Consider the following 25,501-nt stretch of genomic DNA (forward strand, 5'->3'; position numbering starts at 1 on the left):
TCTTCTATTGAAATCTGGCGGACTGAATACGGTCAATCCAGCTTCCCGTTCGGTTCAGCATACGCTCCGACCAAGACGGCTCCGGTATCTCTTGAGGTTCATGTACCGCTTCATAGCCAGGAACATTGCCCGATGCCATATCCAGCTCGCGCAGCTTCTCCGACAATCCGGCGAATGCCCCCGATGCCAGCAGCATCAGGGTAATGGAAGCCGCTATAGTGTAATGGGCAGCTGGATGCTGCAGCCAAGTCCGGCGTCTGACCGTTGTGCGGGCAATCGGGCTGTCGCAGTTGTCCTGCCTGTTCCCGCCTTCCGCATATTCATCGCTTCCAAGCCGTTCGCCCTCTTCGCATAACAGTCCGTCGATCACGGAATCCGCCATCTTCTCCATGTCGGGCATAGCGGGTATCCAAGGTGAATTGACCGCTTCGTCATTCTCATCGCCCCGACGGGAATCCTTCGCTTCCAGAACCGCCATGAATACGGCCAGACATTCCTCGCATGACGCCAGTGCGCCGTCCACCTTATCCCGATAAGCGCGATCCAGCATGCCATCCCGATACTTCAGCATATCCGCCATCGGTATATGCGAATGCATCACGTTGTCCTTCATTCGAAATCCTCCTTCCGCCAATGCCGCTTCATCCAGTTTCGCGCCCGATACAGTCTCGACTCCACGCTTTTCCGCTCCAATCCCGTTTCCGCCGCAATCTGCTCGTAGCTTTTATCTTCCATATAGTAGGCGTATACCACTTCACGATAGTTGGCCGGGAGATGCTCCACAAGAGCTCTAATGTTGCTCCGTTCGTCATGGCTGATCGCCATGTCTTCGGCCGACCTTTCCAGCACTTGCGGAGGGGGAACCGCTTCTCTTCTTTTTATGTCGGCCCCCCAACCACTCTCTCCATCCTCCATCAGCTGCTCCGGCCTTCGCGCTTTTTTCCGCTTGAAGTCAATCGCCCGATTGACCGCAATGCGGGTAATCCACGTCTTGAAGCCGTCCAGCCTGCAGTCCGGGAGGGAGCGATAGATCTGCATCAGCACTTCCTGTGTCACATCCTCCGCATCATGCGGCGACTGCAGCACAGCGTACACCGTACGGTACAAATATGGACCATACGCCTGCACGAACGGCCTGTAAGCTTGCGGACCGCCGTCGCGCACCGCCCTGATCCAATCCGTATTGTCGACGATATCGCTCCCTCCCTTCTCGTCCTAATAGACGTCATCCGTCACATGTTCCCCTGCACCTGCTGCATATTTTTTTCGCTGCATCTACAGCATATTGTTTTTCGCTGCATCTGCTGTACTTTTTTCGTTGGATCTGCTGCATTTTTTTCGCTGCATCTGCTGTACTTTTTTCGTTGGATCTGCTGCACTTTTTTCGTTTCACGGATCATACTTCGCACATAACCAATAGCCGCACCACGCTTCCTCACACCGCTCAATTAACCGCAGAGAAAGCTTGCCTCACGTCAAACTGGTGATTCCGCAAACTGATGATTCTACAAACCGGCGATTCCGCGGCTCTTTATGGCACAAACTCACCTAAATCGGTCGTTGTTGAACGAACGTCGCACAATCTCCACGCTTACTGACGGCTTCCGGGCACTTTTATATGAAAAATCGTACAAAAAGGGCTATTCAGGGCTAACTTTCCGGTGCTTTGTATGGAAAATCATACAAAACTCTTGCTCACCGAGAGGTTCCAGGCACTTTTATACGATAAATCGTACAAAAGGAGCTATTCAGCGCTATCATCCCGGTGCTTTGTATGGAAAATCATACAAAACTCTTGCTCACCGAGGGGTTCCAGGCACTTTTATACGATAAATCGTACAAAAGGGGCTGTTCTGCGCTATCATCCCGGTGCTTTGTATGAAAAATCATACAAAACTCTTGCTCACCGAGGGGTTCCAGGCACTTTTATACGATAAATCGTACAAAAGGGGCTGTTCTGCGCTATCATCCCGGTGCTTTGTATGAAAAATCATACAAAACTCTCGCTCACCGAGGGTCCCAGGCACTTTTATACGATAAATCGTACAAAAGGGGCTGTTCTGCGCTTGAACTGCACCCCGTCAAGTGATGTACATTTGCAAATGTGAAAGTTAAATCACATCATTTTTCTGGCGACAAGGCAAGATAGGCTTGACGGATTATGTGGACTTGAGCGCTAGCTCCTACTTTTCAGCAGTACGAGGATTGCTTGGCGGGGCTATGTGACCAAAATGAGCGATAGCGCACACTTTCCATTACTTTTCCGAGTCTATGTGATCATTTTGAGCGATGGCTCCTGCTTTTCGGCGGAATGAGGATCGCTTGTAAATTCTTTAATGACAAAAAAAGCCCAACGGCTTCTCGCCGTCAGGCCCGCTCCACATTCGCTTACCCGTTCAGAGCATTCTTCAGCTCATCCGGCGAATGCTCCCACCATTCCGCATTATGCTCCATCAGCAGCTTGCGCAGCGCCGCCTTATCGCCCTCACCCAGATTATCCAGCATGAATCTGCGCTTGATGGAGTAATCCAGCCGGTTCACATGATCGGCGAGAATCTTCCAGCCGCGGCGAGCTTCGCTGTCAATGAGCATCTCGCACGCTGTCGCTCCTGCGTAGAAGGAGCCCTCCTCGTCCCGGTCCACCGCCACCCAGACGATCCAGCATTGACGGCCGTTCGGCGTGTCCTCCTTGTTCGGCGTGAACTTGATGCCGCGCTCGATCTTGCTCTTCGCATGCATCGCTCCTACGTCAATATAAGCTTCGCCATTATCAATCATGACGCAGGCTACATTGCTGAGGTCAATGGAGCCGGCGCCGAATCCTCTATGCTTCTTGCCGCTAACGACGTTCAGCGACAGTGACTTCTTCTCTGTCTTTGGTGTGTTGTTCTGCTCTTCAGTCATACGTTCTTCATCTCCCGCCTTTCCCGTACAATAATTCCATTTTAGCTAATAATCTTGGAAATGCAAACATATACATGCTGTAGATGCTTGTCAACGGGAGGGAATCGTGAATGTCTCCAAACCATGTCAAATCAATTGCAATCGGAGCAGTTGCAGTGATCATGCTCATTCTATCCATTCAATCCGGCTTCGGAACCGCATGGCAGTCCAAGTATACATACGCCCTCGCCCCATCAGCCCAGACGAAGCAGGCGCCCTCTCCGAGTTCGGCGGGTCCGCCGTCGAAGGCGCCTTCGCCGGATCAGACGGCACAGCTCCAGCCGCTAAGCAAGCGTGTCGTGGAATACCACATGAGCGTAAGCTTGCGCGAGGATGGACAGCATCTGGATGGCGAGCAATCCGTCACCTGGACGAATCCGGGTAAAAAAGAAGTGTCCGAGCTCTACTTCCATCTGTATCCTAACGCATTCCAGTCGGGCAAATCCACCTTCATGCGCGAATCAGGGGGCAGGCTGCGGCAGGACCGGGCGACGCCGGACAGCCGCAGTCACATCAAGCTGCTTACGCTTCAGACGCTGGAAGGAGAGAGTCTGCTGCCAAGGCTGCAATACACACGTCCGGACGACGGCAATGCTCATGATTATACGCTGGCCAGGCTCCGGCTGCCCGAAGCGGTGCCGCCGGGCAAGTCCGTTACGTTGCGCATGAGCTTCGAGGTGAAGCTGCCTGAAGTGTTCGCCCGCATGGGGTATTCCGGCAATTTCGTCATGGCGGGTCAATGGTTTCCCAAGATCGCCGTCTATGAGACGGAAGGGGTTCGCAATCGGACGACGGAGGGATGGAATGTCCATCAATATCACGGCAATTCGGAGTTCTACAGCGACTTCGGCGTATACAGCGTACGCATCCGCGTCCCCGAGAGCTATGCGGTGGCGGCTACGGGGCTTCAGACAAAGCCAGCCATTACGCAAGATGGTTCGAAGATCTTCCAATTCTACGCCGAGGATGTGCACGACTTCGCCTGGGCCGCCTCGCCGGACTTCGTCTACGAGGAGGTCGCCTTTTCCGATAAAGGCATCCCTGGCGTACGGATCAAGCTGTATGTCGATCCAGCGCATGCCGAACTGAAGGAACGGTACATACACGCCGCCAAGTCCGCATTATCCAACTATGCGAAGTGGTACGGCGCCTATCCCTACAGCACCTTGTCCATTGTCGTCCCTCCCAAGGGAGCAAGCGGCGCGGGAGGAATGGAATATCCCACACTCGTGACGGCGTTCGCCGCGGATAAGGACAATCCCGGCTACGAGCTGGAGCGCACAATCGTCCACGAGATCGGTCATCAATACTGGTACGGTATGGTAGCCTCCAACGAATTCGAGGAAGCCTGGCTGGACGAAGGATTCACTTCGTATGCGGAAGACAAAGTCATGGAAGCCGCTTACGGCGTCACACCCAATCTCAGGGTAGAGTCCAGCTACATGACCGATCCGGCCCCGCTGAAGCAGACCTCGTGGACATATGACTCCCACTCCCAGTACGCGGAGAATGTCTATATTCGGGCGAAGCTGGTGCTGCTGGACATGGAGCGGCAGGTCGGCAGCAAGATGATGCAGCGGATACTTCGCACTTACTTCCAAAAATACAAATTCAAGCACCCCTCCACGGCGGACTTCCAGCGCACGGTCGAGCAAGTGACCAAAACGAAATGGACGGAGTACTTCAATCAATTCGTCTATGGCGACGGAATGGCCGACTTCTCCGTAGAGGCGATTACGACCAGAGAGACTTCGCAAGACGGCAAGCTGCTCTATGAATCGACCGTGCTCATCAAGCGCAACGGCGGCGGCAATCGTTCTATCCCCATCGTGATGCGGTTCGCAGACGGAACGCAAGTAACGAAGGAATGGCGAGCCGAAGAATCCCATATTCAATATACAGAATTGTCCTCGTCGCCTCTGGAATGGGTATCCATCGATCCTCAGCATACGAATGTGCTGGATAACAAGCTGATCAACAACTTCATGATGGCGGAGCTGGAGACGGAATCGCGCACACGCTGGAGCCTTGCCGCCGCGAAGGTGCTGGAGAGTCTGCTCCGCTCTCTCGGCTGGTAGATACGATGCCATTCACCAACTCTTCCCGACAGGAGTGATCATTATGAGATCGCATATCGCGCAAGGCTGGCGGCTTGCATCGAGGCATATGCACCTTGTGCTGCTATTGTTCCTTTACCAGCTGCTATGGGGCGTTGTTCTGTACCGTCTGATCGACTCGACGGTAGCTCCGCTGCTCAGGAGATTTCCCGGCACACCCTCCTCCCAGCATGCGCTGCAGCCCTTCATGACGGAAGCTCAGTTCCATCTGTTCAAGACAGAGCTGATTACCCCTTATCTCTGGGTCATTGGCGGCCTGTTCGCTGCCCGCATGCTGATCACCCCGCTGTTCAATGCGGGCTTGTACTATTCCTTGCATCATGAGATGCGGGATGGCGGCGGCACCCGCTTCCTGGAAGGCATCCGCAGAGCCTGGAAGCCGGTCATGCTGCTCTATTGGCTGGAGAGTGCGCTGGTGCTGGCTCCCGCTTATTGGCTCCTGCCGAAGGGCCTGGAGCTCGTCCTGCACAGTACGTCCCTTGCAGATCTGGCGACGGGCATACTGCTGGGCGCCGCCTGCTGGCTGCTGTGGGCAGGACTGCTGCAGCTTCTCTTCCTCGCCATGCAACTCGGCGCCGTCACCGGCGACGGCATATTCCGCACACTGGGCCGGGCCGTCAGCCGATTTCTATCCTATGCGTCTCTCTCCCTGCTGATGTGGGGAATCGGGCTGCTGCTCGGCATGGCCATATCCGGCCTGTCTGTATGGATTGCGGGGTTGATCGCCCTCATCTTGCATCAGAGCTTCCCGCTTCTACGCACCTTGATCAAAGTATGGACGGTCGCCTCGCAGTATAATTGCCTGCAATCGAAGTAGCAGCCTCTTACTCGACGGCGGCCATCGGGGGCGCGGACCGGCTTCGGTCCGCGCCCTTTCCATATGTAACCCTTGCCGATGAGAAGCGGTCTGACCTTGTATCCATACTCTGAATACCGCTCATTACGCAATAATGCCCACCAGAATAAGAGTACTGGTGGGCATTATGACCAATATGTGGTTGTTCGACTCTGCCTATCGATGGCGGGAAGCCCTTCTCCCATCAGCCGCCATGCTGCATATAAGAGGAGATATCGACGCCAAGTTCTCCTGCCAGCTTCTTGCCCAGCTCCGCATCTGTCCGATAGAAACTGCAGATCGCACGCATGCGGATGTCATCGTTCGTCGCTTGAAGATCACCGGCCAGATTGGCGACCAGATTCCGTTGCTGCTCCTCGGACAATGCCCGATAGCGTTCTCCCGCTTGCGTGAAGTCGTCCGTCTTGTCGATCTTCCGCCGCCCTGCCGAGCCCTGCAGCGGTACGTTAGAGTCCATATGATCCGGCGATTCCGCCGGACTGCCCGCCGAGCTGTTCGGCTCGTAGTTGACCGGGGAAGCATCCGCCTTCATCGTCATCGCCCCGTCTCGCTGATGGTTCCGTACCGGCGCATAAGGACAATTGACGGGGATATTCAAGTAATTGGCGCCCAAGCGGTAGCGCTGCGTATCGGGATAGGAGAATAGCCGCCCTTGCAGCAATTTGTCCTCCGAAGGCTCAATGCCCGGCACGACAACGCTTGGCGAGAATGCCGATTGCTCCACGTCGGCGAAGTAATTAATAGGATTGCGGTTCAACGTCATCGTGCCGACCTTCATGAGCGGATACATATCCTCCGGCCATATCTTGGTCGGATCAAGCGGGTCGAACGCATAGCGGTCCAGATGCTCCGGAGGCATCAACTGCACATGCAGCTCCCAGGATGGATAGTCGCCCTGCTCGATCGCCGCATAGAGATCGCGGGTCGCATGATTGAAGTCCTTCGCCTGCATCTCGCTCGCTTCCTTCGCGGTGAAGTTGCGCACGCCCTGCTTCGACTTCCACGTATACTTCACATATGCAACCTTGCCTTCCCCATTGATCCACTTGAAGGCATGAACACCGAAGCCGTCCATCTCCCGATAGGTAGCCGGCGTCCCGTCATCGGAGAACAGCCACGTCAGCATGTGTGTCGATTCCGGCGTCAGCGTCATGAAGTCCCAATAGCGTGCCGGGTCCTGGATGTTCGTATCCGGCGCGGGCTTCAGGGAATGCACCATATCGGGGAACTTCATCGCGTCGCGAATGAAGAACACCGGAAGATGATTGCCGACCAGATCGTAGTTGCCTTCCTGCGTATAGAACTTCACGGCGAAGCCTCTGGGATCGCGAGCCGTCTCCGGCGAGCCCGTACCGTGAATCACAGTAGAGAAGCGGACGAACACAGGTGTCTCTACGCCTGCACTTCTCAGAAAATGCGCCTTCGTATAATCCTTCATCTCCCGCTCGGTGCGGAAGACGCCGTGAGCCCCTGCTCCCCGTGCATGAACGACTCTCTCCGGTATGCGTTCCCGATCGAAGTGGGCCAGCTTCTCCAGCAGATGGTAATCCTCCAGCAGCGTCGGCCCCCGTTGTCCGGCCGTTCGCGAGTTCTGATTATCCCCTACCGGCGCGCCTTGATTTGTCGTCATGTTCCCTTTATCCATCGTCAACACCTCATTAGTATTATAATTAGACTTGATCTAAATTTATAACCTAATTGTACTCAACTGAAACTTGGCGTTCATGAATTTCAGATGAACGGTGTGTGAAAATCTGATGAACCACCCTCTTAAGGTTTCCACGATGTGCGCCGGCGAACGAAGCCATAAGCTATTGGTCGGCCAGCCTGTAGCCGGCGCCACGCACGGTTGCGATATATCGCGGTGAGACCGCATTGTCCTGCAATTTCTTTCGCAAGCTTTTGATATGAACGTCAACTACATTGCTGCCGGCATAAAATTGCTGTCCCCATACGATATCCAGCAGCGCTTCCCTCGTCTGCACAGACCCGTCGGAAGTAATGAAATGCAGCAAGAGATCGTATTCCGTCTTGGTCAGCCCGATCTGCTCCGGCCCTCTCGTCACGATCATCTTCCCCGGATCGATTGTCAAATCCTTGAACACAATGCTCTCCCCCGCTCTTCGGGAGTCATAGACATCCTGTGCACGCTCCGCAATCCGCTTAATCTCCAATAATGCCGCCTCGGGCTCCGAAGGCCAGCGCATGACATGTACGCTCGCCTTGTTCTCCAAGCTCTGCCGCTCCTCCTCCGGCATTAACAGCAGCAAGGGAATATTCATCCGGGATGAAGCCTTCTGCAGCTCCTGCTCCCTCCAGCGGTTGTAGGCATCCGGCTGAGAGGCAATCGGCAACGCATCATAGATGACGAGCTGCGGCTTCAAGCTGTCCAGCATCCCGTCATCCCATTCATGCAGGGAGAACACATCGAAGCAATGATCCGTAAGCGCCGCAAGCAGATTCCTTACCCGGTTAGGCATCGGGCTGATCAGCATGATCCGTCTTGTCGCAGAGCATAGGGCGCCTTCGGAAGAAGCCGTCATGACGTTGGCGTTGCGCATTGCGGACACACTCCTTCCACCAGTACCTGCGCATGAAGCACCTTGTATCCGGTCTCCCCCTGCACTTCCTTGAGCCAATCGCCCGGCAGCTCCGTCATTACTTCGTCCACACGGCCGCACTGCTTGCAGACGATGTGGCCGTGGTCCTCCACCCTTGCGTCGTAACGGCTGGTCGCCTCTCCCAGCTTCAATTCGCGGATAAGCCCGGCGTCTGCCAAGTAACGCAAGGAGTTGTAGACGGTACCGTAAGCGAAGTGAAAGTCTTTCTCCCTCAGCCGTTCGATAATGTCCGCTGCAGTAGGGTGATCATGGGACTGCTGAACCACTTCATAGATTGCTTTTCGCTGTATAGTTAAGTTTATTTTGCCAGCCATAAGTTCATGCCGCCTTTATCATTTAATTTAGACTAAGTATAAATCTATATATTGCGACCGTCAACTTTCGACAGCATTTTTTATTTTCTGAATATTTACAAAATTAAAATAATAATATATAATGAGCCTAAGTTAAACGAAAGGGGATAGTCCATTGAAGTAAGTTAGCGAAGCGTGCCCTATCACAAGGGAAAGGAGTAACAACCATAACGGGCATGCGGGAACCCGATTCAGCCAGAAAATCGAGATGTGAATACCAGGCAAGGAATAATGAAGATCGGAAGGAATATGGAGGAAAGCAAGGAGTATCGCGAAGTATCGAGGAAAGCAAGGAATATTGATGAGAGCAAGGAATATTGAAGAAAGTTGGGAAACACCTTAGCAGTAAAATTACATTAAAGTGCTGTACAAGCAGTGGATTGGAGCGTCTGAATAAATTGAATAGCTGCAAGTCAAGAAAGTAAAGGGATTCTGGTTATCAGCAGATAAGCAGAATCCCTTTTATCGTGTTACAGAATGGGACTAAGCAGCCGCGAGACGGACTCCTTCATCCGCTGGAACAACGGACGAGCCGCATACTCCTCTGCCGTCAGCAAGTGACATTCCTTCTCATCCTGTCGGAATATGTCCATCAGACGATTCGATGTGTCGCGATCATAGATAAATGCATTCATCTCGAAATTCAGCTTAAAGCTGCGAATGTCCAAGTTGGCAGTTCCTACCGACGCCACCTTGCTGTCTATGACAAGCGTTTTCGCATGCAGAAAGCCCCTCTCGTACAAATAAATTTTGATGCCGCTGGCCAGCAGCTCGCCCATATAAGAGCGCGATGCCCAATAGACGAAGAAGTGATCGGGCTTGCTCGGCATCATGATACGAACATCGACACCGGATTGGGCGGCAATGCGAAGCGAGGTCAACAGGCTTTCATCCGGTACGAAGTACGGCGTCTGCAGGCATATCGTCTGCTCTGCCGAGTAGATCATCTTCACATAGGCGTTCTTGATCTGCTGCTCTTCGGAGTCGGGACCGCTGGCCACTAGCTGCATGCCGATACGCCCCGGCATCTCATCGCTGACTGGGAAATAATGCTCCAACAGCTCGATTTTTCCGGAGAATGCCAGATTCCAATCCATTAGGAATTGGGCTTGCATCTGCAGCACCGCGTTGCCCTTCACCTTCAGGTGCGTGTCGCGCCACTCTCCGAAATGCTTATTCAGCCCCAAGTACTCGTCTCCGATATTGAATCCGCCGATATACCCGACCTTGCCGTCAATAATCGCAAGCTTGCGATGATTGCGATAATTGATTTTCAAGTTGAGATACGGAATTCTGGACGGGAAGAAGGCTACCTCCATGCCTCCCGCAGCCCGAAGCTCGCGGAAGAACCGCTTCGGCAGCGCAGAGCTTCCGATATGATCGTAAAGGAATCTGACCTCGATGCCTTGAGCAGCCTTCTCCGCCAGCGCCTTGACCAGCCTGCGCCCCAGCGCATCATCCCTTACGATATAGTAGACCAGATGAATATGGTGCGAGGCAGCCGCGATATCCTCCAGCAGCGCATCGAACTTCCGGTTGCCGTTGGTATAGATGTCAATCTCGTTGTTATCCGTATAAAGCGCATAGCTGGACAGCAAATTCATATAGATCATATCCTGGTATTTCGCAAAATCACGATCCTCGAAAGGATATTCCCTGCCGGCGAACATCGTCATCTGCTTGCCGTATTCCTCTTCGATGATGCGCTGATTGTCGCCAAGCAGCTTATTCAGCTTCCGTCGCTTGATCTTCTGTCCCAGTATAAGATACATAATAAAGCCCAATACAGGAATGAAGAACAGCACCATGACCCATGCCCAGGTTGAGGTGGCATTGCGCCGTTCCAGGAAGATGATCGTAACGGCAAGCGAAATATTAAGAAGCATAATCAGCAGCGATAAATTTTGAAGTAAGCTCATGTGCTGAAAGTCCCCCCCATTAGGAGATCAGTTACTACTAAGTATATTCATGGCCCGATATGGACCATCCTATAGACAAGGAGGTGAATCCAATGGCCAAGGATGTACTATGTGAAGTGAATTCTTGCAAATTCTGGGCTGCGGGCAATCAATGTGCCGCAAGCTCGATCTATGTCGTAAGCAATCGCGGCAAAAACGCTGCCAACTCGGAAGAAACGGACTGCAAGACGTTCGAGCCAAAGCTTTAAAGGAAAGGGCTCACGGGAAGCGGATCGGCTTGGCGCATTGTGACACCCAAGCCGCCCGCTTATTTATTGTGATACAGGAACAGCGTTATAATACTCCTCCAGCGTCAAATCCTCGTCTGCAAGCTCCTTCGCCAGCTCCTGGCCTACATAGCGCAGATGCCATGGCTCGTACTGGTAACCGGTAATATCGTCCTTGCCCTCCGGATAGCGTACGATAAAGCCGTATTCCGCAGAATGCTCCCGCAGCCACTCCGATTCCTTCGTATCTCCGAAGCAATCGGCCGCCGCGCACTTGCCATCGCTGCCGCTCACGTCGATCGCAAGTCCCGTCTCGTGCTCGCTCGTGCCGGGCAGCGCACTGTACGTTCGCGCCTTCTCATAGCCGTCTCGCTTCACATAACGATCGAACAGCGCCTTCTGCGTAGCATGAGAGCGATAGCCCGATACACCGGCCAGATAGAGGCCGTCCTTCTCGGCTGCCTCGAACATCTCTTCCAGCGCCTTGGCCGCTTCCTTGCGCAGCTTCCGCTTCTCCAGCTTCTCCGAGAAGATGAACTTCACCTCAGGATAGACGAGATCGTCCGGATTGTAATCCTCGGGCAGCTTATTATGCGGATTGACAAGCGCCGTCACGCTGTCCGGCTCGGCCAATACGGCGATCTCATCATCCTCGCCCCTGGAATAGGCTTGTTCGCTTGCATTCGCTGCCCCCTGGCCCTCACTATCGGACGGCACTTCAGCCGGGGCTGTCTTGTCAGGCTTGTCGTCAGGCTGCGAATTCTCCCCACTCTCATCGGCCTTTCCATTTGCTTCATTCCCGCCGGATTCTGAGTCTTTGGAACCAGTTCGGGATGGGGTTGTGACAGCGCCTGTCCCCTTGCTTTCGTCGATAAGTCCGCTTTGCCCCTTCGCAGGCTCGTCCAATCCTTCGGCAAGACGCGGCGCCTCTTCCTGGCCGGATCGCTCTTCCTTCCATGTATTCTCAGACAGCGCATAGCTTCCGGCCGCCACTGCCGCAATCGCCAGCGTCAACAGCAATAATTTCCCTTTTTTCATGTCCATGAACTCCTTTATGACAAAAAAGCTAGATTGATGAAGCCTGACGTAGTACGAATCCGATTGACGGCCAAATCATACCTGAATACATAGCTTCTATCCTAAACCGGGGCCTTTTGCCTTTTGACAATTACCCACCAGAAGTAGCATAATTAATTTTGCAGTAAATATTTATAAATTGTTAAAGCGAGATCATACTGAAAGCTTCACCACACAGAGAGAAAACGTTTCATTATGGAAAGGTAGGAGGTAACGTGTCATTATTTAAGTCTAATCGGCTGTTTAGCGCTAGGCCCATCTTGTTCTTTTCGTTCGTTATGCTTCTCAAAAGCTACTTGGCCTGGATGGTTATCTTCGAGGGAGGACCCTCTTGGACTACCTTGCTCAAGGAGCTGCCGTTCGCACTGGTCGTCTATAGTCTGATCGAATGGTTCGCCAGCAAGCGCAAGCTCCTTTATTATCTGATCGCCAATCTTCTCATGACTACTATTCTATTTGCTGTCATCATGTATTACAAGTATTACGGCGTCATCGTCACTTATTTCGCATTGGCACAAGTGAATCAGGTTACGGCGGTGAAGAATAGCGTATTCTCGCTGATGGACCCTTACTTCCTGTTCATCTTCACCGACATTGTCATTATTGCCTTTCTTATGATGCGGCGGAAGAGAGCGATCGAGTGGAAGAAGCTAAGTATGCGCAAAGAGCATAGAGGCGTCATTCTCGGGATACTCTCGGTATCTCTGGTGCTCTGTCTGTTCAACGTGCTGCCGAATCGGGCCAGCATGAATGAGATTGTGAAAGCGGAGCAGATGGGCATTCTCAACTATGAGGCTTACACGCTGCTGTCCAGCAAGAACACCGAGCTGGTCGATTCCAATCAGATCACACAGGACCACATCAAACAGATTAAACAGATAAATGAACCGGCGGCACCGATACTGCAAGGTTCCGCAGAGGGCAAGAACCTGATCATTATCCAAATGGAGTCCATGCAAAACTTCCTCGTAGGACTTGAAGTAGACGGACAGGAAATCATGCCGAACTTCACGAAGCTGGCCAAGGAGAACAACTACTTCAAGCACTTCTATCAGCAGGTCGGTCAGGGCAATACGTCCGATGCCGAATTCGTCGTCAATACGTCGCTCTACATCCCACCTCGCGGCGCGGCGACTCAAATGTATGCCGGCAAGGAGCTGCCGAGCTTGCCGAAGCTGCTGCAACAGAAAGGCTACGATACAACGACGTTCCATACCAACGTCGTAGAGTTCTGGAATCGCGGGGAGCTGTATAAGGCACTTGGCTTCGACCGTTATTATGACGCTGAATTCTTCGGCGAAGAGGATACCGTATTCTTCGGCGCTTCCGATGAAATGCTCTACAAGAAAACGGCCGATGAACTGGAGCGGATGGGAGAGAACGGCAAGCCGTTCTACGCGCATGTCATCTCCATGACCGCGCATCATCCATACACCATTCCGGAAGACAAGCATCTGATGACATTGCCTGAGCGCTACGAGAATACGCTTGTCGGAGATTATCTGATGGCTCAGCATTATGCCGATTATGCGCTTGGAGCGTTCATCGAGGACTTGAAGCAGCGCGGCATATGGGAAGACAGCCTGATCTTGCTGTACGGCGATCACCTGGGACTGCCTATCTATTCATTGGACCGGGATGACAAGGAACTGATGCAAGAAATATATGGCGGCAAGGAATATACCTACACCGACATGATCAACATTCCGCTTGTCGTCGTTAATCCCGGCCAGACCGGGCCGCAAGTATTCGAGCAGCTTGGCGGACAAGTGGATCTGCTGCCGACGATCGCCAACCTGATGGGCGTGCCGCTCGACAATCAGATTCACTTCGGGCAAGATTTGTACAATCAATCGGCGTATAACATTTTGCCGCAGCGCTATTATTTGCCGACCGGTTCCTTCCTGAGCAGTCAGGAGCTGTTCCTCTCCGGCAGCGGCTTCGCCGACGGCAAGCATTACCCGCTTGCAGGAGACGGCAACTCGCAGCAGGAGACGACGGAAGAGGAGTATACGAGCGCACTTGAGCTGCTGAAGCTGTCCGACAGCTATGTGAATCAGCTTCCGGACTGGAAGACCGAATAACGTTAAGCCCCCCGCTCTTTTGGAGCGAGGGGCTTGTCTGTTTTAACACCTTTCCGCGCAATCCTGCATACCATGATACAACTGCACTTTTTTGAACCCCCGCTGACAGAACATTCATTAGTCTCCTGGAACCATATTCCGTTCCTGCTGCTACTTTTCATCGCGTTTCGGTGTTTAAGTTTGCGAAGGCCTATATGAAGGAGAGCTTAACATGCAACAGAGAAGCAAGTCGCATCGCACTATGTATGCGCTTACTATATTATACGTGCTGTTGATTGCTGTTGGGGGACGACTTGTCTTTGCGTGGCCTGACCGCAAGTATATGGGGATATTGAACAATGACAGCTTCTATATGATGGGCTGTGCCTGGAGCGTCCTGGGTCTGATTCTGATCTGCACGTTCCTTCGCACATCCAAAATCAGGAAATTGCTGTTCACCTATATGATTACCCTCATCATCTTCGGCGCAATCTCCGCTTATTACTATAACGGCCTGCCCAAATACACCTATGAACAGGCTGCGGATGCCGTCGCAGCTTCCGCCGCTCTGTCGGGGCAGCGCGTGCAGCTGCAGCTGCCCCGTTACAGAAGCGACATGCTCGCTATCGGGAGCGACACGTCCATGAAGACGACAAGCCATTCCTATTACATCTACCTGCTCGTTGACGGCAAGCAGGTCGCTTACCGCTTCAGTCCGCTGAGCGGCGCCTGCGAGCGATTAGACCATGCCGCAAGATGGCCGGATGAGTTCATCTCCTTCGAGGTACGATAGGTTCATGAGCCGGCCGCCTCTTCCTTCTTCGCATCCCGCAGCGTTATCGCCGCTTGCGCAGCGGCAATCCGCGCCAGTGGCACACGATATGGCGAGCAGCTCACATAATCAAGCCCCAGCTCGTGGCAGAAGAAGATGGACGACTTGTCTCCGCCATGCTCGCCGCATATTCCCGTCTTCAGCTGCGGCTTCACGCCGCGTCCGCGCTGTACGGCCCACTGAATCAGCTCGCCGACCCCTTCCCGATCCAGCTCCTGGAACGGATTGGCCGGCAGCAGCTTCTGCTCCACATAAGCGGTCAGGAACTTCCCTTCCGCATCGTCGCGGCTGTATCCGTAAGTCATCTGCGTCAGATCGTTCGTACCGAAGGAGAAGAATTCCGCATGCTCCGCAATCTGATCCGCAGTGATCGCTGCGCGGGGCACTTCAATCATCGTGCCGATGCGATAGTCGACCGACGCCAGCTCATCGCCTAGCACGGCCTCGGCCGTCTCTTCCACCAGCTTGCGCAGCCGCTTCAACTCGTTCACATGACCGACCAGCGGGATCATGATCTCCGCCTTCACCGTGACGCGCTCCAGCCGGCAGCTCTTCACCGCCAGGAAGATTGCCTCCGCCTGCATAGCATAAATCTCCGGGTACAGGATGCCCAACCGGCAGCCGCGCTGACCCAGCATAGGGTTAACCTCGTGCAGCAGCCGGACCTTGCGGATCAGCCGCTCCGTCTCCAGCAGCTGTGACTTCACACCCGCAAGGCGCGTATTCGGTACCGCTGCTTGCTCCAGTGCCTCGATCTCCTGCCGCTGCGCGCTCTGCTGCTTCAGCAGCTCGCCCAGCTCCGGAAGAAATTCATGCAGCGGCGGATCAAGCAATCGGATCGTAACCGGCAGGCCGTCCATCGCCCGGAACAACCCTTCGAAGTCGCTCTGCTGCATAGGCAGCAACTGATCCAGCGCTTCCTTGCGCTCCGTTATCCCTTCGGCCAATATCATGCTCTGTACGACCGGGAGCCGCTCGGGGGCGAAGAACATATGCTCCGTACGGCACAGCCCGATGCCCTCCGCGCCAAGCTCCCTCGCCTTGGCCGCATCCTGAGGCGTATCCGCATTCGTGTAGATGGCCAGACTGCGCACTTCGTCAGCCCATGCCAGGAGCTGCGTCAGCTCCACGGATATCTCCGGCTCCTTCAGCGCGACATGGCCCCGGATGACTCTCCCCGTCGCCCCGTCGATCGAGATCCAGTCCCCTTCCTTCACGACTTGCTCCCCGGCCGCGAACTGTCCATCCCCGATCCGGATGGATTCGCATCCGCATACGCACGGCTTGCCCATGCCGCGAGCTACGACGGCTGCGTGGCTGGTCATCCCTCCCCGGCTGGTCAATACGCCCTCGGCAGCCAGCACGCCGTGAATATCCTCCGGCGTCGTCTCCTGCCGCACGAGAATAACCTTCTTGCCGCTGCGGGCCGCTTCGTCGGCGGCATCGGCATGGAACACTACCTGGCCCGTCGCCGCACCAGGCGATGCCGGCAGACCCGTGGCGATCACATCCAGCGAGGCTTCCGGATCTATCGCGCGATGCAGCAGCTGGTCCAGATGCTCTGCTTCAATGCGCAGCACCGCATCCTCCTGTGTAATGACGCCCTCCAACGCCATGTCTACCGCAATCTTCACTGCCGCCTGCGCCGTACGCTTGCCTCCCCTTGTCTGCAGAATATACAGCTTGCCTCGTTCTACCGTAAACTCGATGTCCTGCATATCTCTGTAATGCCGCTCCAATCTGTCCGCCGTGGCGCTCAGTTGAGCGAACACATCCGGCATATCCTTCTCCAGCTCGCCGATCGGCAGCGGCGTGCGCACGCCCGCTACGACGTCCTCGCCTTGCGCATTATGCAAGTATTCGCCGAACAGCCGCTTCTCTCCGTTCGATGGGTTGCGCGTGAAGACGACGCCTGTTCCGCAATCGCTGCCCATATTGCCGAACACCATGGATTGAATGTTGACCGCGGTGCCTTGCTCGTCAGGAATGCGATGGATGCGGCGGTAGATTTGGGCCCGCTGATTGTTCCAGGAAGCGAATACCGCTTCCACCGCAAGCCGCAGCTGCTCTCCCACTTGCTGCGGGAACGGCTTTCCGGCCCGCTCCACGACAATTTGCTTGAACTGCCCGATTAATAACTTCCACTGCTCCGCCGATACGTCGCGGTCTTCTTCAACGCCGCACTCCTCCTTCAGCTTGTGCAGCTTGCGCTCGAACCAGAGACCTTCAATTCCGAACACCACATTGCCGAACATCGCAATCAGCCGGCGGTAGCAATCGTAAGCGAATGCCTCTTGTCCAGTCAGACTGCCTAGCCCTTGCACCGTCTCATCGTTCAAGCCCAGGTTCAATATCGTATCCATCATGCCCGGCATGGACGTGACGGAGCCTGAGCGTACAGAGACCAGGAGAGGGTTATGCGGATTACCGAAGCGCTGTCCCTTCTTCGCTTCCAACGCCTTCATCGCGTCGCCTATTTCCCGGAACCGCTCATCCGTCAGCTTCCCGCCCATCTCGAAGAACTCCCTGCAAGCCTCGGTCGTCACTGTGAAGCCCGGGGGAACGGGCAGACCCGCTGTTGTCATCTCCGCCAGATTGGCGCCTTTGCCTCCCAGCAGCTCGCGCATGCCAGCATGGCCCTCTTGGAAATGCAATACCTTTCTCCCTGCAACAATAGCCGCTTGCTCGCCGGACGACAGTTTCAGACCAGCTTGCCCTTGTACGCCCTGATTCATCGTTTACCCTCTCCATCCTTTTATGATGTCTCATACTACAATTGTTGAACTAAACATCCCAGTATGTCGAATATTATAACGTCACATACAAATGGGACTACCATTCACGCCCTTATATATGACGTTATATAAATATATAGTACACTATATAAATATCACATACCTATATATGATGCAATATATTTTTCGAAAATGTTGAGTGACAAGCTTCGCCGCTCGTACTTCGGACGTTTCATACGACGCTTCCGTTCGATGCCTCCGCTCTATACCTCCGGTCGATGCTTCGATGCAATAACAACGAAGAAAGGACGCCTGGAGGCGTCCTGAGATATCTCAACAGACTCTGGTTTATTCGACCATCTTATCAACCTTCCGTTCCTTGTCCACATCGCATCCCATTAAGCGAACATCCTCTACTCCGATGAACTGTCACTTCGCTTAGAATCCCCTTCAAGCCGTCCGCTATTCGGCGAAAACCGATATCGTTGGGGTGAAGACCGTCAACGTAGGCATCAGCTAGGGAGTCGCCATTACAATCGGAGTGCCTGGACGCTTCGCTCGGAGAATGCGGTAGAACGGCTCATATACCAACTCCAGCTCCTCTGCAGTAGCTACACTGACGTGGAAATCAAGCACATAGCATGACGCATCGATGTCGGCCAGCAGCTCGCAACCAACACACAAAAGGCATCGACGGATACAGTTCCCTGTACCCATCGATGCCTTATTCTCGTTCCACAATTACTGCAGCAAGAACAGCTTGCCCTCGTCAGTAATTAATATATACTTCTGACAGCGACGTCATCATATTCGCCTGTAGCATTGTACATTTCAAGCGCAATTCCTCCCTCTGCAAAAGTCTCATCCATCGTCGTAATCTTTTTTTGTCCATTTACATAGGCCTCAATTTTATTGCCCTGTACAACAGCTTTAATTGTAAATATTTCATTCATCCCAATTATTTTAAGTCCATTGTAAAATCCCAGCGTAACTTCACTGCCGTTTTCTCTTTTAATAATCCGTAGTCGATCATCAATACTTGAGTATGTCAGAAAATAACCATTACTGATGTCCTGAAATCTGAATCCGATTGCAATTGTTCCTCCATTGGCTGTATCCACACTTAGCAGCTTTGCATTCGCCTCAACAGAGTAGTCCGTCCAAGTTTGGCCGGATGTATGAGAAACGCTTCCTCCACTGCTGCCAGATTGCCTAAAAACTTTCGTATCGTCGGAAATAACAGACCATGTGCCATTTTGATCAGTCCAGTCTGACGCATCGCCATCTTCAAAATCATCTGTCAGCAATTGAATCGGTTTCACACTTATCTCATCGAATTGACCTATCGCATTCCACATGCTCAAACTTATTTTCCCATTCTTGAAAGTTGTATCGGTTGCGCTAAGTTCTTTTACTCCATTAATATAGAAATCGATCTGACTTCCTTTTGCTACAACCTTGAACGTGTATTCTGTGTCCGCAATTATTGGATAACTTTTGCTGGCCAATAAAGTTTCACTATTGTTTACATTTTTGCTGATCGCAATTTCACCTGTCGAACTGACATATTTGACAAAATATCGATTTACGTCATCTTGATGCCTGAAGCCCAGTCCGATACTTCCTCCATTGGCATCAAAACTTATCGCTTTGACCTTTGCCTCCACTGAGTAATCCGTCCAGCGTCCGTCGCCGATATTGGTTTTGCCTCCGCTGCCGTTCGTTTGCCTGTACACTTTAGTACCGTCAGTCACAATCGACCAATTCCCTTGCGTTGCATTCCAGCCATTGGCATCGTTGTCTTCGAAGTCGTCAACGAGTACTGCTGAAGGCTTAACGCGCACATCATAAAACGTTGCTTTTGCATTTTGTGTTTCCAGTGCAATCTTTCCCGGTGAAATCAAATCGGTATCCGCTGCCGACAAATATTTGATTCCATCCACATATAAACCGATGAGGTTGCCCAAAACCACAACACTTAGCTCGTGCTGTTTTTCCAGATAAATTTTATCGAAAGCTTTTTCAGCCAAAATTGTTGTCGTTCCGTTCTCCACTTTCTCCAAATACAGTTTACCTGTTCCATTGTCATACAGAGCCTTATAATAATTATTTTCATCCCTGTATCCGAAGCCCAGTCCTACACGCCCGGATGCCATGCCGTAACTTAGCGGTCTGATACCGGCAGATACCGAATAATCATTCCATTCCGGATTGCCTCCGGTCAGTCTTCCCCCGCTGCTATTAAGCTGGCTGACGTTATAGGAGGTTTCATTTGTATCGATCAGTTTAATCTTGACATCATCAAACGCGGCCACTGCCGTATTCATATGCAATGAAACTTTTCCAACTGCATAAGCCTGTACCGTGTCGACGGCAGTTAATTCTTCAACACCGTTTATATAGAATTTGATCTCGTTTCCAACTGACGCAATTTTCCACGTATACCATGTATCCGTACTCAATACAAATGATTTGCTGGCAAGAATCGTATCCTTACCGTTTACCTTGCTGATGATGTTAATCGTGTCATTGATTTTTTTATAATTCACATAATAATGGTTATTATTGTTTTTATACTTGAATGAAATTCCTATTCCGGTAGTGACGGAATCGGCCTTCAACTTTGCCTCAACCTCTACGTCCTTCCAAGTGCCGTTGCCGATCGTCAGCCTTCCGCCGCCGGATGAAGCTTGCTTAACGACGTTTGATCCGTCAGTAACAACAGACCATTCTCCGCCTTCAGTGTACCATTTGTATGTACTTCCCGACTCGAAATCATCATTTAAATAAACGGTGGGACTTACGTTAATATCATCGAACTTGATCTTGGAATCATAGGTTGATAAGCATATCTTGCCCATTGTAAATGTGGTGTCTCCGCTAGAAGATAACATATGTGCTCCATTTACAAATACGTCAAATCGGCTTCCATCGGCTACTATTTTGAATGCATATACCATTCCGGCATTGAGTGTAATATTGGCGCTATCAAGGGTCGTACTCGAGCCCGAAACCATCTTTTTCAAATGTAATGTCTGATTGCTCTTTGTATAAGTTACATAATACTTGTTATTTGCATCCACATACCTGAAATTGATGCCAAAGCTGCCTGATGAGGAGAATGCATCCGGTTTCACGTTTAATTCCACGGTGTAATTATCCCAGCTACTATCACCGGCGATAGCTCTAGATGATCCGATATCATCGCTCTGATAATACATCCTCGTAGCCCCGTCGGTGACGACTGACCATGTACCGGCTTCCTCTGTCCATTTTAAAGCATCACCGCTTTCAAAATCGTCTCTGAATGCTCCGTCTTTTCCTATAGACCAACTACCGCTCACCGGTGTCCAGTTACTCAAGCTTTTTGATGCGAAATCATCTCTCAAATATTGGTTATTTATCGTTATCGCCTTGGGTTCACTGTATAGGCTTGTCCCTGACTCATGATTTGAACTTATTGAGAAATAGTACGTTGATCCTTCATTCAAACCAGATATCGTATATGGGCTTCCTGTTATACCCGTTATCGTGTTAGTGTATTCTCCATAATAATCAATTCCATATCTTATGTTATAGCTTGATGCACCTTCAACTTCTGAAAAAGCAACAGTTGCGGTACCATTTCCGGCTGACGTAACGCGATTTAAAACAGGGGTTGCTTCGCGCAGCAAATGATTGACGGCAACTTCGTCAAAGCCCGCCTTTGCACTATTGGTTCCGATAGCAAATTTCCCCGACTCAAGCAGAGGCTCATAGCTATCCGCCTGGACGATCAGATTCCCGTTTATATATACGCTATGCGCATTTTTAGCGATTTCTATATGGACCGTATAGATATCTCCTACCGTTATGCTATAAGGCTCAGTTGCCAAGATCGTCTCATTGCCATCCACTTTCTTATTAATTACGACGCCATCGGTTGTATTTAATTCATAGCTATAATAGTTTGAATCGTCAATATATCTGGAAAATACCGCTATAGCGGCATTCTGAGCTGTTAATTCATCAGGTCTAATTTTAAGCTCAATCGAGTAGTCGCGCCAGTGTGCACTCCCGTTAATTGACTTAAGATAACCCGAACCAGTACTATCGCTCTGTTGATACCATTTGTCTCCTGTACCTGTTACGGACCACGCACCACCTTGCTCTTGCCAATCACTTCTTTCAGTGGTCTGAAAATCATCCTTAAATGTAGGGACCACCTTTACACCGTCAAAATTTATTTCTGCCGAGTCTTGTACAACAAATCCAACCTTTCCTGAAGTTAACGGGCTGTTGTCAGTGGCAGTCAGTACATGCTTATAATTAATGAAAAAATGTAAATCCCCGCCGTCCAGCACCGCATTCAACATATATCTATATTTAAGAGGACTGATATCAATTCCCGGACTTTCACTGGCAAGTGTCGTAAAAATGCCGGCACTGTTCTTGATGATCGACACTTTATTCGTAGTCCTATCATATTCAAACTTATAGTAATTGTTGGAATCTGAGTATCTGGTTATCAGTCCGAATTTCCCATCCTCACCAATCCTCTCTACTTCCGTCTTTGCCGATACAGAGTAGTTACCCCAATCGCTGCTGCCGACAGTAGCTATATTTGTACTTCCCGATTCAGAGCTTGAATGATAAACATAGTCATCATCCACTTTTCTAACAGACCAAGCTCCGCTCTCTTTTGTCCAGCCGGCATCACTGGTATCCTCAAAATTTGACATGTAGGGCAAAAAATAATCGTTATTTTCAAGCTGGAACGGGCCCGCCTCTACTGAATCGGCTCCTTCCCCGTTACCATTGACAGCGGAGATTTTATAGTAATAATTTGTACCCGGAGACACTTCAATATCTCTATAAAAGGAACTATACACACTATCGGCAACTGTCATGTAGCTGCCGCCTGCCGCTTTGCGCTTAACCTTATACGAAGACACGCCTTCAGAGTTTTTCCACCATAATTCTATGCCCTGAGCATCTGAAAAACCTCTGTGTATAACCGGCGCAGCAGGTGTATTGCTGTTTCTGGGCACTACAAACAATACGCAGCTCTCTGCCGGCAAATCGTTTACCGTTACCACGCCGTTACTTATAGCGTATGTACCGATAACTTCGTCGTTTTTCAGATTTGAAGTTTCCCTGACTGTAGCCACAGCGTTTGTTATTCCCAGATTCGAAAAATCAACTGTGTAGTTATGCGTGTCCGATGAGGATCTATTTATAAATAATACATAATAGCTGTCGTCGCTTCTGGTTGCCATAAAATCTAGTCCGGCGGTACTTCCTGATGCCGTATAATCAACTTTATCCCGAGGCGACCTTATCACCCGGTTGGCCATTCTCAATGCATAATAGGCTTTCGTCGGAGAAGTGAGCAGCTTGGTTGAATCATCAATACGTATTAAGCCATTATTGAATTTAGCGCTGGCTGGATGGTTCCCGCCCAATATTCCGCCTCTTGTAAATCTGAACTGAAGCGGAGCTATAACACCATTATCAACCATGCTCTTAAGAAGCCTGACATTCGTGATCGCATAACTCATCAAGTCATGTGTTTCAGTTGACATATATGTGTCCAGGGCGGAATTCCACTCACTAATAGAAATAGGTTCCGTTATGCCATCAGAATTGTAGGTCTGTATCCTTGATTTAACTGCGTTAAGATCATTGGCAATCGTATTCACCGAAGTCGTATACGTATGATAATCGTATACATCGACGACATCATCCGCATGATCCATAACATAGTCTCCCCAGCTCGCCTTTTCTTTCACAAGAGTGGGGCCCCATATTCTCGCCGTTTTCCCGGCTGCTGCAGCACCGGCCCTTACGGCGTCCGCACCTTCTTTTAATATATCCAGATATTCCGGCATATCCCACTGCTTGTGGCTGTGATCCGGTTCGTTTATCAAATTAAATTCCGTTACTCCGTAATTTTTTGAAAGGAGATACGCAAATGCGAAACAATTTTCCCACCATTCCCATAAGCCTTCATAGCTTCTGGAAGGCCATTGGGGAATATTGAACGTATCCTGAGGACGCACCACGACTAAAGGTTCAACCCCTAGCCGATTCATCTCCAGCAAAGATACTCCCAGATCATTATGCATCGTGCCTTTCTCATCCGGATTCAGCAAGCCCCTCTGCATAATCTCCCAGTTGATGTAGGTATTCGTTAAGGGATTTGCTTTTACAGTATCCTTGGCAGTTGCATAGCTTGCAGCATCGGTTACACCATCACCGTAAACCGTATCGTTCGTAAATTCAAATGTAGGGAAAATCCTTCCCAAATCATACATACTATCTCCCAAATACTTACCCATATTTCCATCTCGCCAGTCTTTTGCCACACCAAGATTACCGCCTGTATATTCTACATCCATAGCTGAAAATGAGTTGTTCAGGGTTACAGTCACATCGCTTGAAGCCGCAGATGCAACCGAGGGATTGACAGGTACAAAACAGATGCTTGTCAAAAGCGAAATAACTACTATCACCAATCCTTGTATTTTCTTCATCATTCCATTCCTCCTCTTTTATCTGAAAGCGCTGTCATTTTAAATTGTAAATGGTCTAAAGGGAGGACTTAAACTAGCATATCCAACGAAATTTGTAACTATGAAACGATATCGAATTATTGAACTACTTTCATGTGATATAATATAGAAAATAGTAGGAATTTACGATTTATTTAGAGGTGTGATTATGGAAAAACCTCATCGGCAGCAAATCAAACCATATACCGAAAACCTTCATTACCCATTTTCAGTATTCGAGTCGCAATTCCAGCGTTTGCGGCCGCACTGGCATCATCATGTTGAATTATTGTACTTTCTCTCTGGAAGCGGCAGGGTGTATTTAAACGGGAATGAGTTTATGGTGCAACAAGGAGATCTCGTGCTTATCAATTCAGGGAATGTCCATTATTTTGTTTCCGATGAACATGTACATACAGAGCATTTGTGCCTACAATTCGATCCAGAGGTGCTTCAGGTAAGGAATACGATTTTTGAATTTAAATATATCCTCCCGCTCACGACCAAATCAATCGAATGTCAACAAATATTTCGAAATAATGAATTAGCGAATACTGATATCGTGATCGTATTAAATGACTTGCTTAAAGAATACACATCAAAAAAATACGGATTTGAGCTTGCTGTGAACAAGTATATCAATCATATCATTCTCTGGATTTTACGTTACAGACGAACGAATTTAGCAACTCCCGGTGAGCTCCCAAGAGAAAACATCCCGAATTTCCAGTACCTTCTGGACTATGTAGAGCAGAATTATTGGGAAGATATTACCGTTAAACAAGCGGCTGGCATATGTAATCTGAGCTATAATTACTTCTCTTCCCAGTTCAATAAAATAATGAGGCAGTCCTTTAACGATTACGTGAATCGCATAAGAATCAGAGAAGCGGAGAAGCTGATGTTTACAACGGATATGAATATTACCGAGATTGCAATGATGATCGGATTTACCAGTTCCAGTTATTTTATTAGACAATTTAAAAAGTACAAAACGATTACCCCTAAGCAATTCATCAAGAAATTCACAATATAACTCTTGGCAAAATGAGAAAAACTTTTATCGAAGTCCTTCTAGGTTGAGCGACCGCGTTCAGAGGTAGTTTTTATCGCCAAATAGAATTTGTACTTCCGTATCCATCGGAAACTTATAAATTCTATTGTGGTAAAAGAGAGAGGGCTGAGG

At 50.6% G+C, this 25,501-nt stretch carries 17 protein-coding genes; 6 read left to right on the top strand and 11 right to left on the bottom strand.

The window, feature by feature from the left end; all coding sequences use genetic code 11:
- Positions 1-4: 4 nt before the first annotated feature.
- From M6D81_RS18560 to M6D81_RS18570, 3 genes are all read right to left on the bottom strand, one after another.
- Positions 5-613 (bottom strand): hypothetical protein, encoded by a 609-nt coding sequence (locus tag M6D81_RS18560; protein ID WP_262678413.1) that lies wholly within the window; start codon positions 611-613, stop codon positions 5-7.
- Positions 610-1,164, bottom strand: a complete 555-nt coding sequence (locus tag M6D81_RS18565) for an RNA polymerase sigma factor (protein WP_262678414.1) — start codon at positions 1,162-1,164, stop codon at positions 610-612. Before M6D81_RS18565 ends, M6D81_RS18560 begins: the two co-directional genes overlap by 4 nt.
- 1,224 nt (positions 1,165-2,388) lie before the next feature.
- Entirely contained in the window at positions 2,389-2,904 is a 516-nt protein-coding gene (locus tag M6D81_RS18570) for a YwhD family protein (protein WP_262678415.1), read from the bottom strand.
- Positions 2,905-3,014: 110 nt separating this feature from the next.
- Here M6D81_RS18570 and M6D81_RS18575 point away from each other — a divergent pair, with 110 nt between their 5' ends.
- Together M6D81_RS18575 and M6D81_RS18580 are read left to right on the top strand one after the other, a co-directional pair.
- Entirely contained in the window at positions 3,015-5,021 is a 2,007-nt protein-coding gene (locus M6D81_RS18575; protein WP_262678416.1) for a M1 family metallopeptidase, read from the top strand.
- Between the two features lie 43 nt (positions 5,022-5,064).
- A complete protein-coding gene (locus tag M6D81_RS18580) occupies positions 5,065-5,877 on the top strand; it encodes a hypothetical protein (protein ID WP_262678417.1) in 813 nt (270 codons plus the stop codon).
- Positions 5,878-6,100: 223 nt separating this feature from the next.
- Here M6D81_RS18580 and M6D81_RS18585 read toward each other — a convergent pair whose 3' ends face one another.
- The 4 genes from M6D81_RS18585 to cls form a co-directional block, all read right to left on the bottom strand.
- Positions 6,101-7,561, bottom strand: coding sequence for a catalase (locus M6D81_RS18585; protein ID WP_262678418.1), 1,461 nt, complete (start codon positions 7,559-7,561; stop codon positions 6,101-6,103).
- Between the two features lie 166 nt (positions 7,562-7,727).
- Positions 7,728-8,477, bottom strand: coding sequence for a response regulator transcription factor (locus M6D81_RS18590; protein ID WP_262678419.1), 750 nt, complete (start codon positions 8,475-8,477; stop codon positions 7,728-7,730).
- Positions 8,456-8,851, bottom strand: coding sequence for a Fur family transcriptional regulator (locus M6D81_RS18595; protein ID WP_262678420.1), 396 nt, complete (start codon positions 8,849-8,851; stop codon positions 8,456-8,458). The genes M6D81_RS18590 and M6D81_RS18595 overlap by 22 nt, the downstream gene beginning before the upstream one ends.
- Positions 8,852-9,360: 509 nt before the next feature.
- Positions 9,361-10,809, bottom strand: a complete 1,449-nt coding sequence (gene cls, locus M6D81_RS18600) for a cardiolipin synthase (RefSeq protein ID WP_262678421.1) — start codon at positions 10,807-10,809, stop codon at positions 9,361-9,363.
- Between the two features lie 92 nt (positions 10,810-10,901).
- On the opposite strand from cls, the gene M6D81_RS18605 reads away from it, so the two are divergent.
- The gene (locus M6D81_RS18605; RefSeq protein WP_262678422.1) at positions 10,902-11,057 is read left to right on the top strand and encodes a DUF1540 domain-containing protein; all 156 of its coding nucleotides are present in this window, start codon (positions 10,902-10,904) and stop codon (positions 11,055-11,057) included.
- Positions 11,058-11,120: 63 nt separating this feature from the next.
- Here M6D81_RS18605 and M6D81_RS18610 read toward each other — a convergent pair whose 3' ends face one another.
- Positions 11,121-12,113, bottom strand: a complete 993-nt coding sequence (locus tag M6D81_RS18610) for a M15 family metallopeptidase (RefSeq protein WP_262678423.1) — start codon at positions 12,111-12,113, stop codon at positions 11,121-11,123.
- Between the two features lie 254 nt (positions 12,114-12,367).
- Here M6D81_RS18610 and M6D81_RS18615 point away from each other — a divergent pair, with 254 nt between their 5' ends.
- Together M6D81_RS18615 and M6D81_RS18620 are read left to right on the top strand one after the other, a co-directional pair.
- The gene (locus tag M6D81_RS18615; protein WP_410795756.1) at positions 12,368-14,236 is read left to right on the top strand and encodes an LTA synthase family protein; all 1,869 of its coding nucleotides are present in this window, start codon (positions 12,368-12,370) and stop codon (positions 14,234-14,236) included.
- A 211-nt stretch (positions 14,237-14,447) separates the two neighbouring features.
- Entirely contained in the window at positions 14,448-15,008 is a 561-nt protein-coding gene (locus M6D81_RS18620; RefSeq protein WP_262678424.1) for a hypothetical protein, read from the top strand.
- Positions 15,009-15,010: 2 nt separating this feature from the next.
- On the opposite strand, the gene ppdK is transcribed toward M6D81_RS18620, so the two are convergent.
- From ppdK to M6D81_RS18630, 3 genes are all read right to left on the bottom strand, one after another.
- Positions 15,011-17,782, bottom strand: coding sequence for a pyruvate, phosphate dikinase (ppdK, locus tag M6D81_RS18625; RefSeq protein ID WP_262678425.1), 2,772 nt, complete (start codon positions 17,780-17,782; stop codon positions 15,011-15,013).
- 516 nt (positions 17,783-18,298) lie between these two features.
- Positions 18,299-18,499, bottom strand: a complete 201-nt coding sequence (locus tag M6D81_RS31865) for an SGNH/GDSL hydrolase family protein (protein WP_410795757.1) — start codon at positions 18,497-18,499, stop codon at positions 18,299-18,301.
- A 59-nt stretch (positions 18,500-18,558) separates the two neighbouring features.
- Positions 18,559-24,300: a 3-keto-alpha-glucoside-1,2-lyase-like domain-containing protein gene (locus M6D81_RS18630; RefSeq protein ID WP_262678426.1), complete on the bottom strand. Its 5,742-nt coding sequence runs from the start codon at positions 24,298-24,300 to the stop codon at positions 18,559-18,561.
- Between the two features lie 184 nt (positions 24,301-24,484).
- Between M6D81_RS18630 and M6D81_RS18635 the strand changes: the two genes are divergently transcribed.
- Positions 24,485-25,351 (top strand): AraC family transcriptional regulator, encoded by an 867-nt coding sequence (locus M6D81_RS18635; RefSeq protein WP_262678427.1) that lies wholly within the window; start codon positions 24,485-24,487, stop codon positions 25,349-25,351.
- The last annotated feature ends 150 nt before the right edge of the window (positions 25,352-25,501 follow it).

The organism is Paenibacillus sp. J5C2022 (assembly GCF_025567625.1).
Taxonomy (GTDB): domain Bacteria; phylum Bacillota; class Bacilli; order Paenibacillales; family Paenibacillaceae; genus Pristimantibacillus.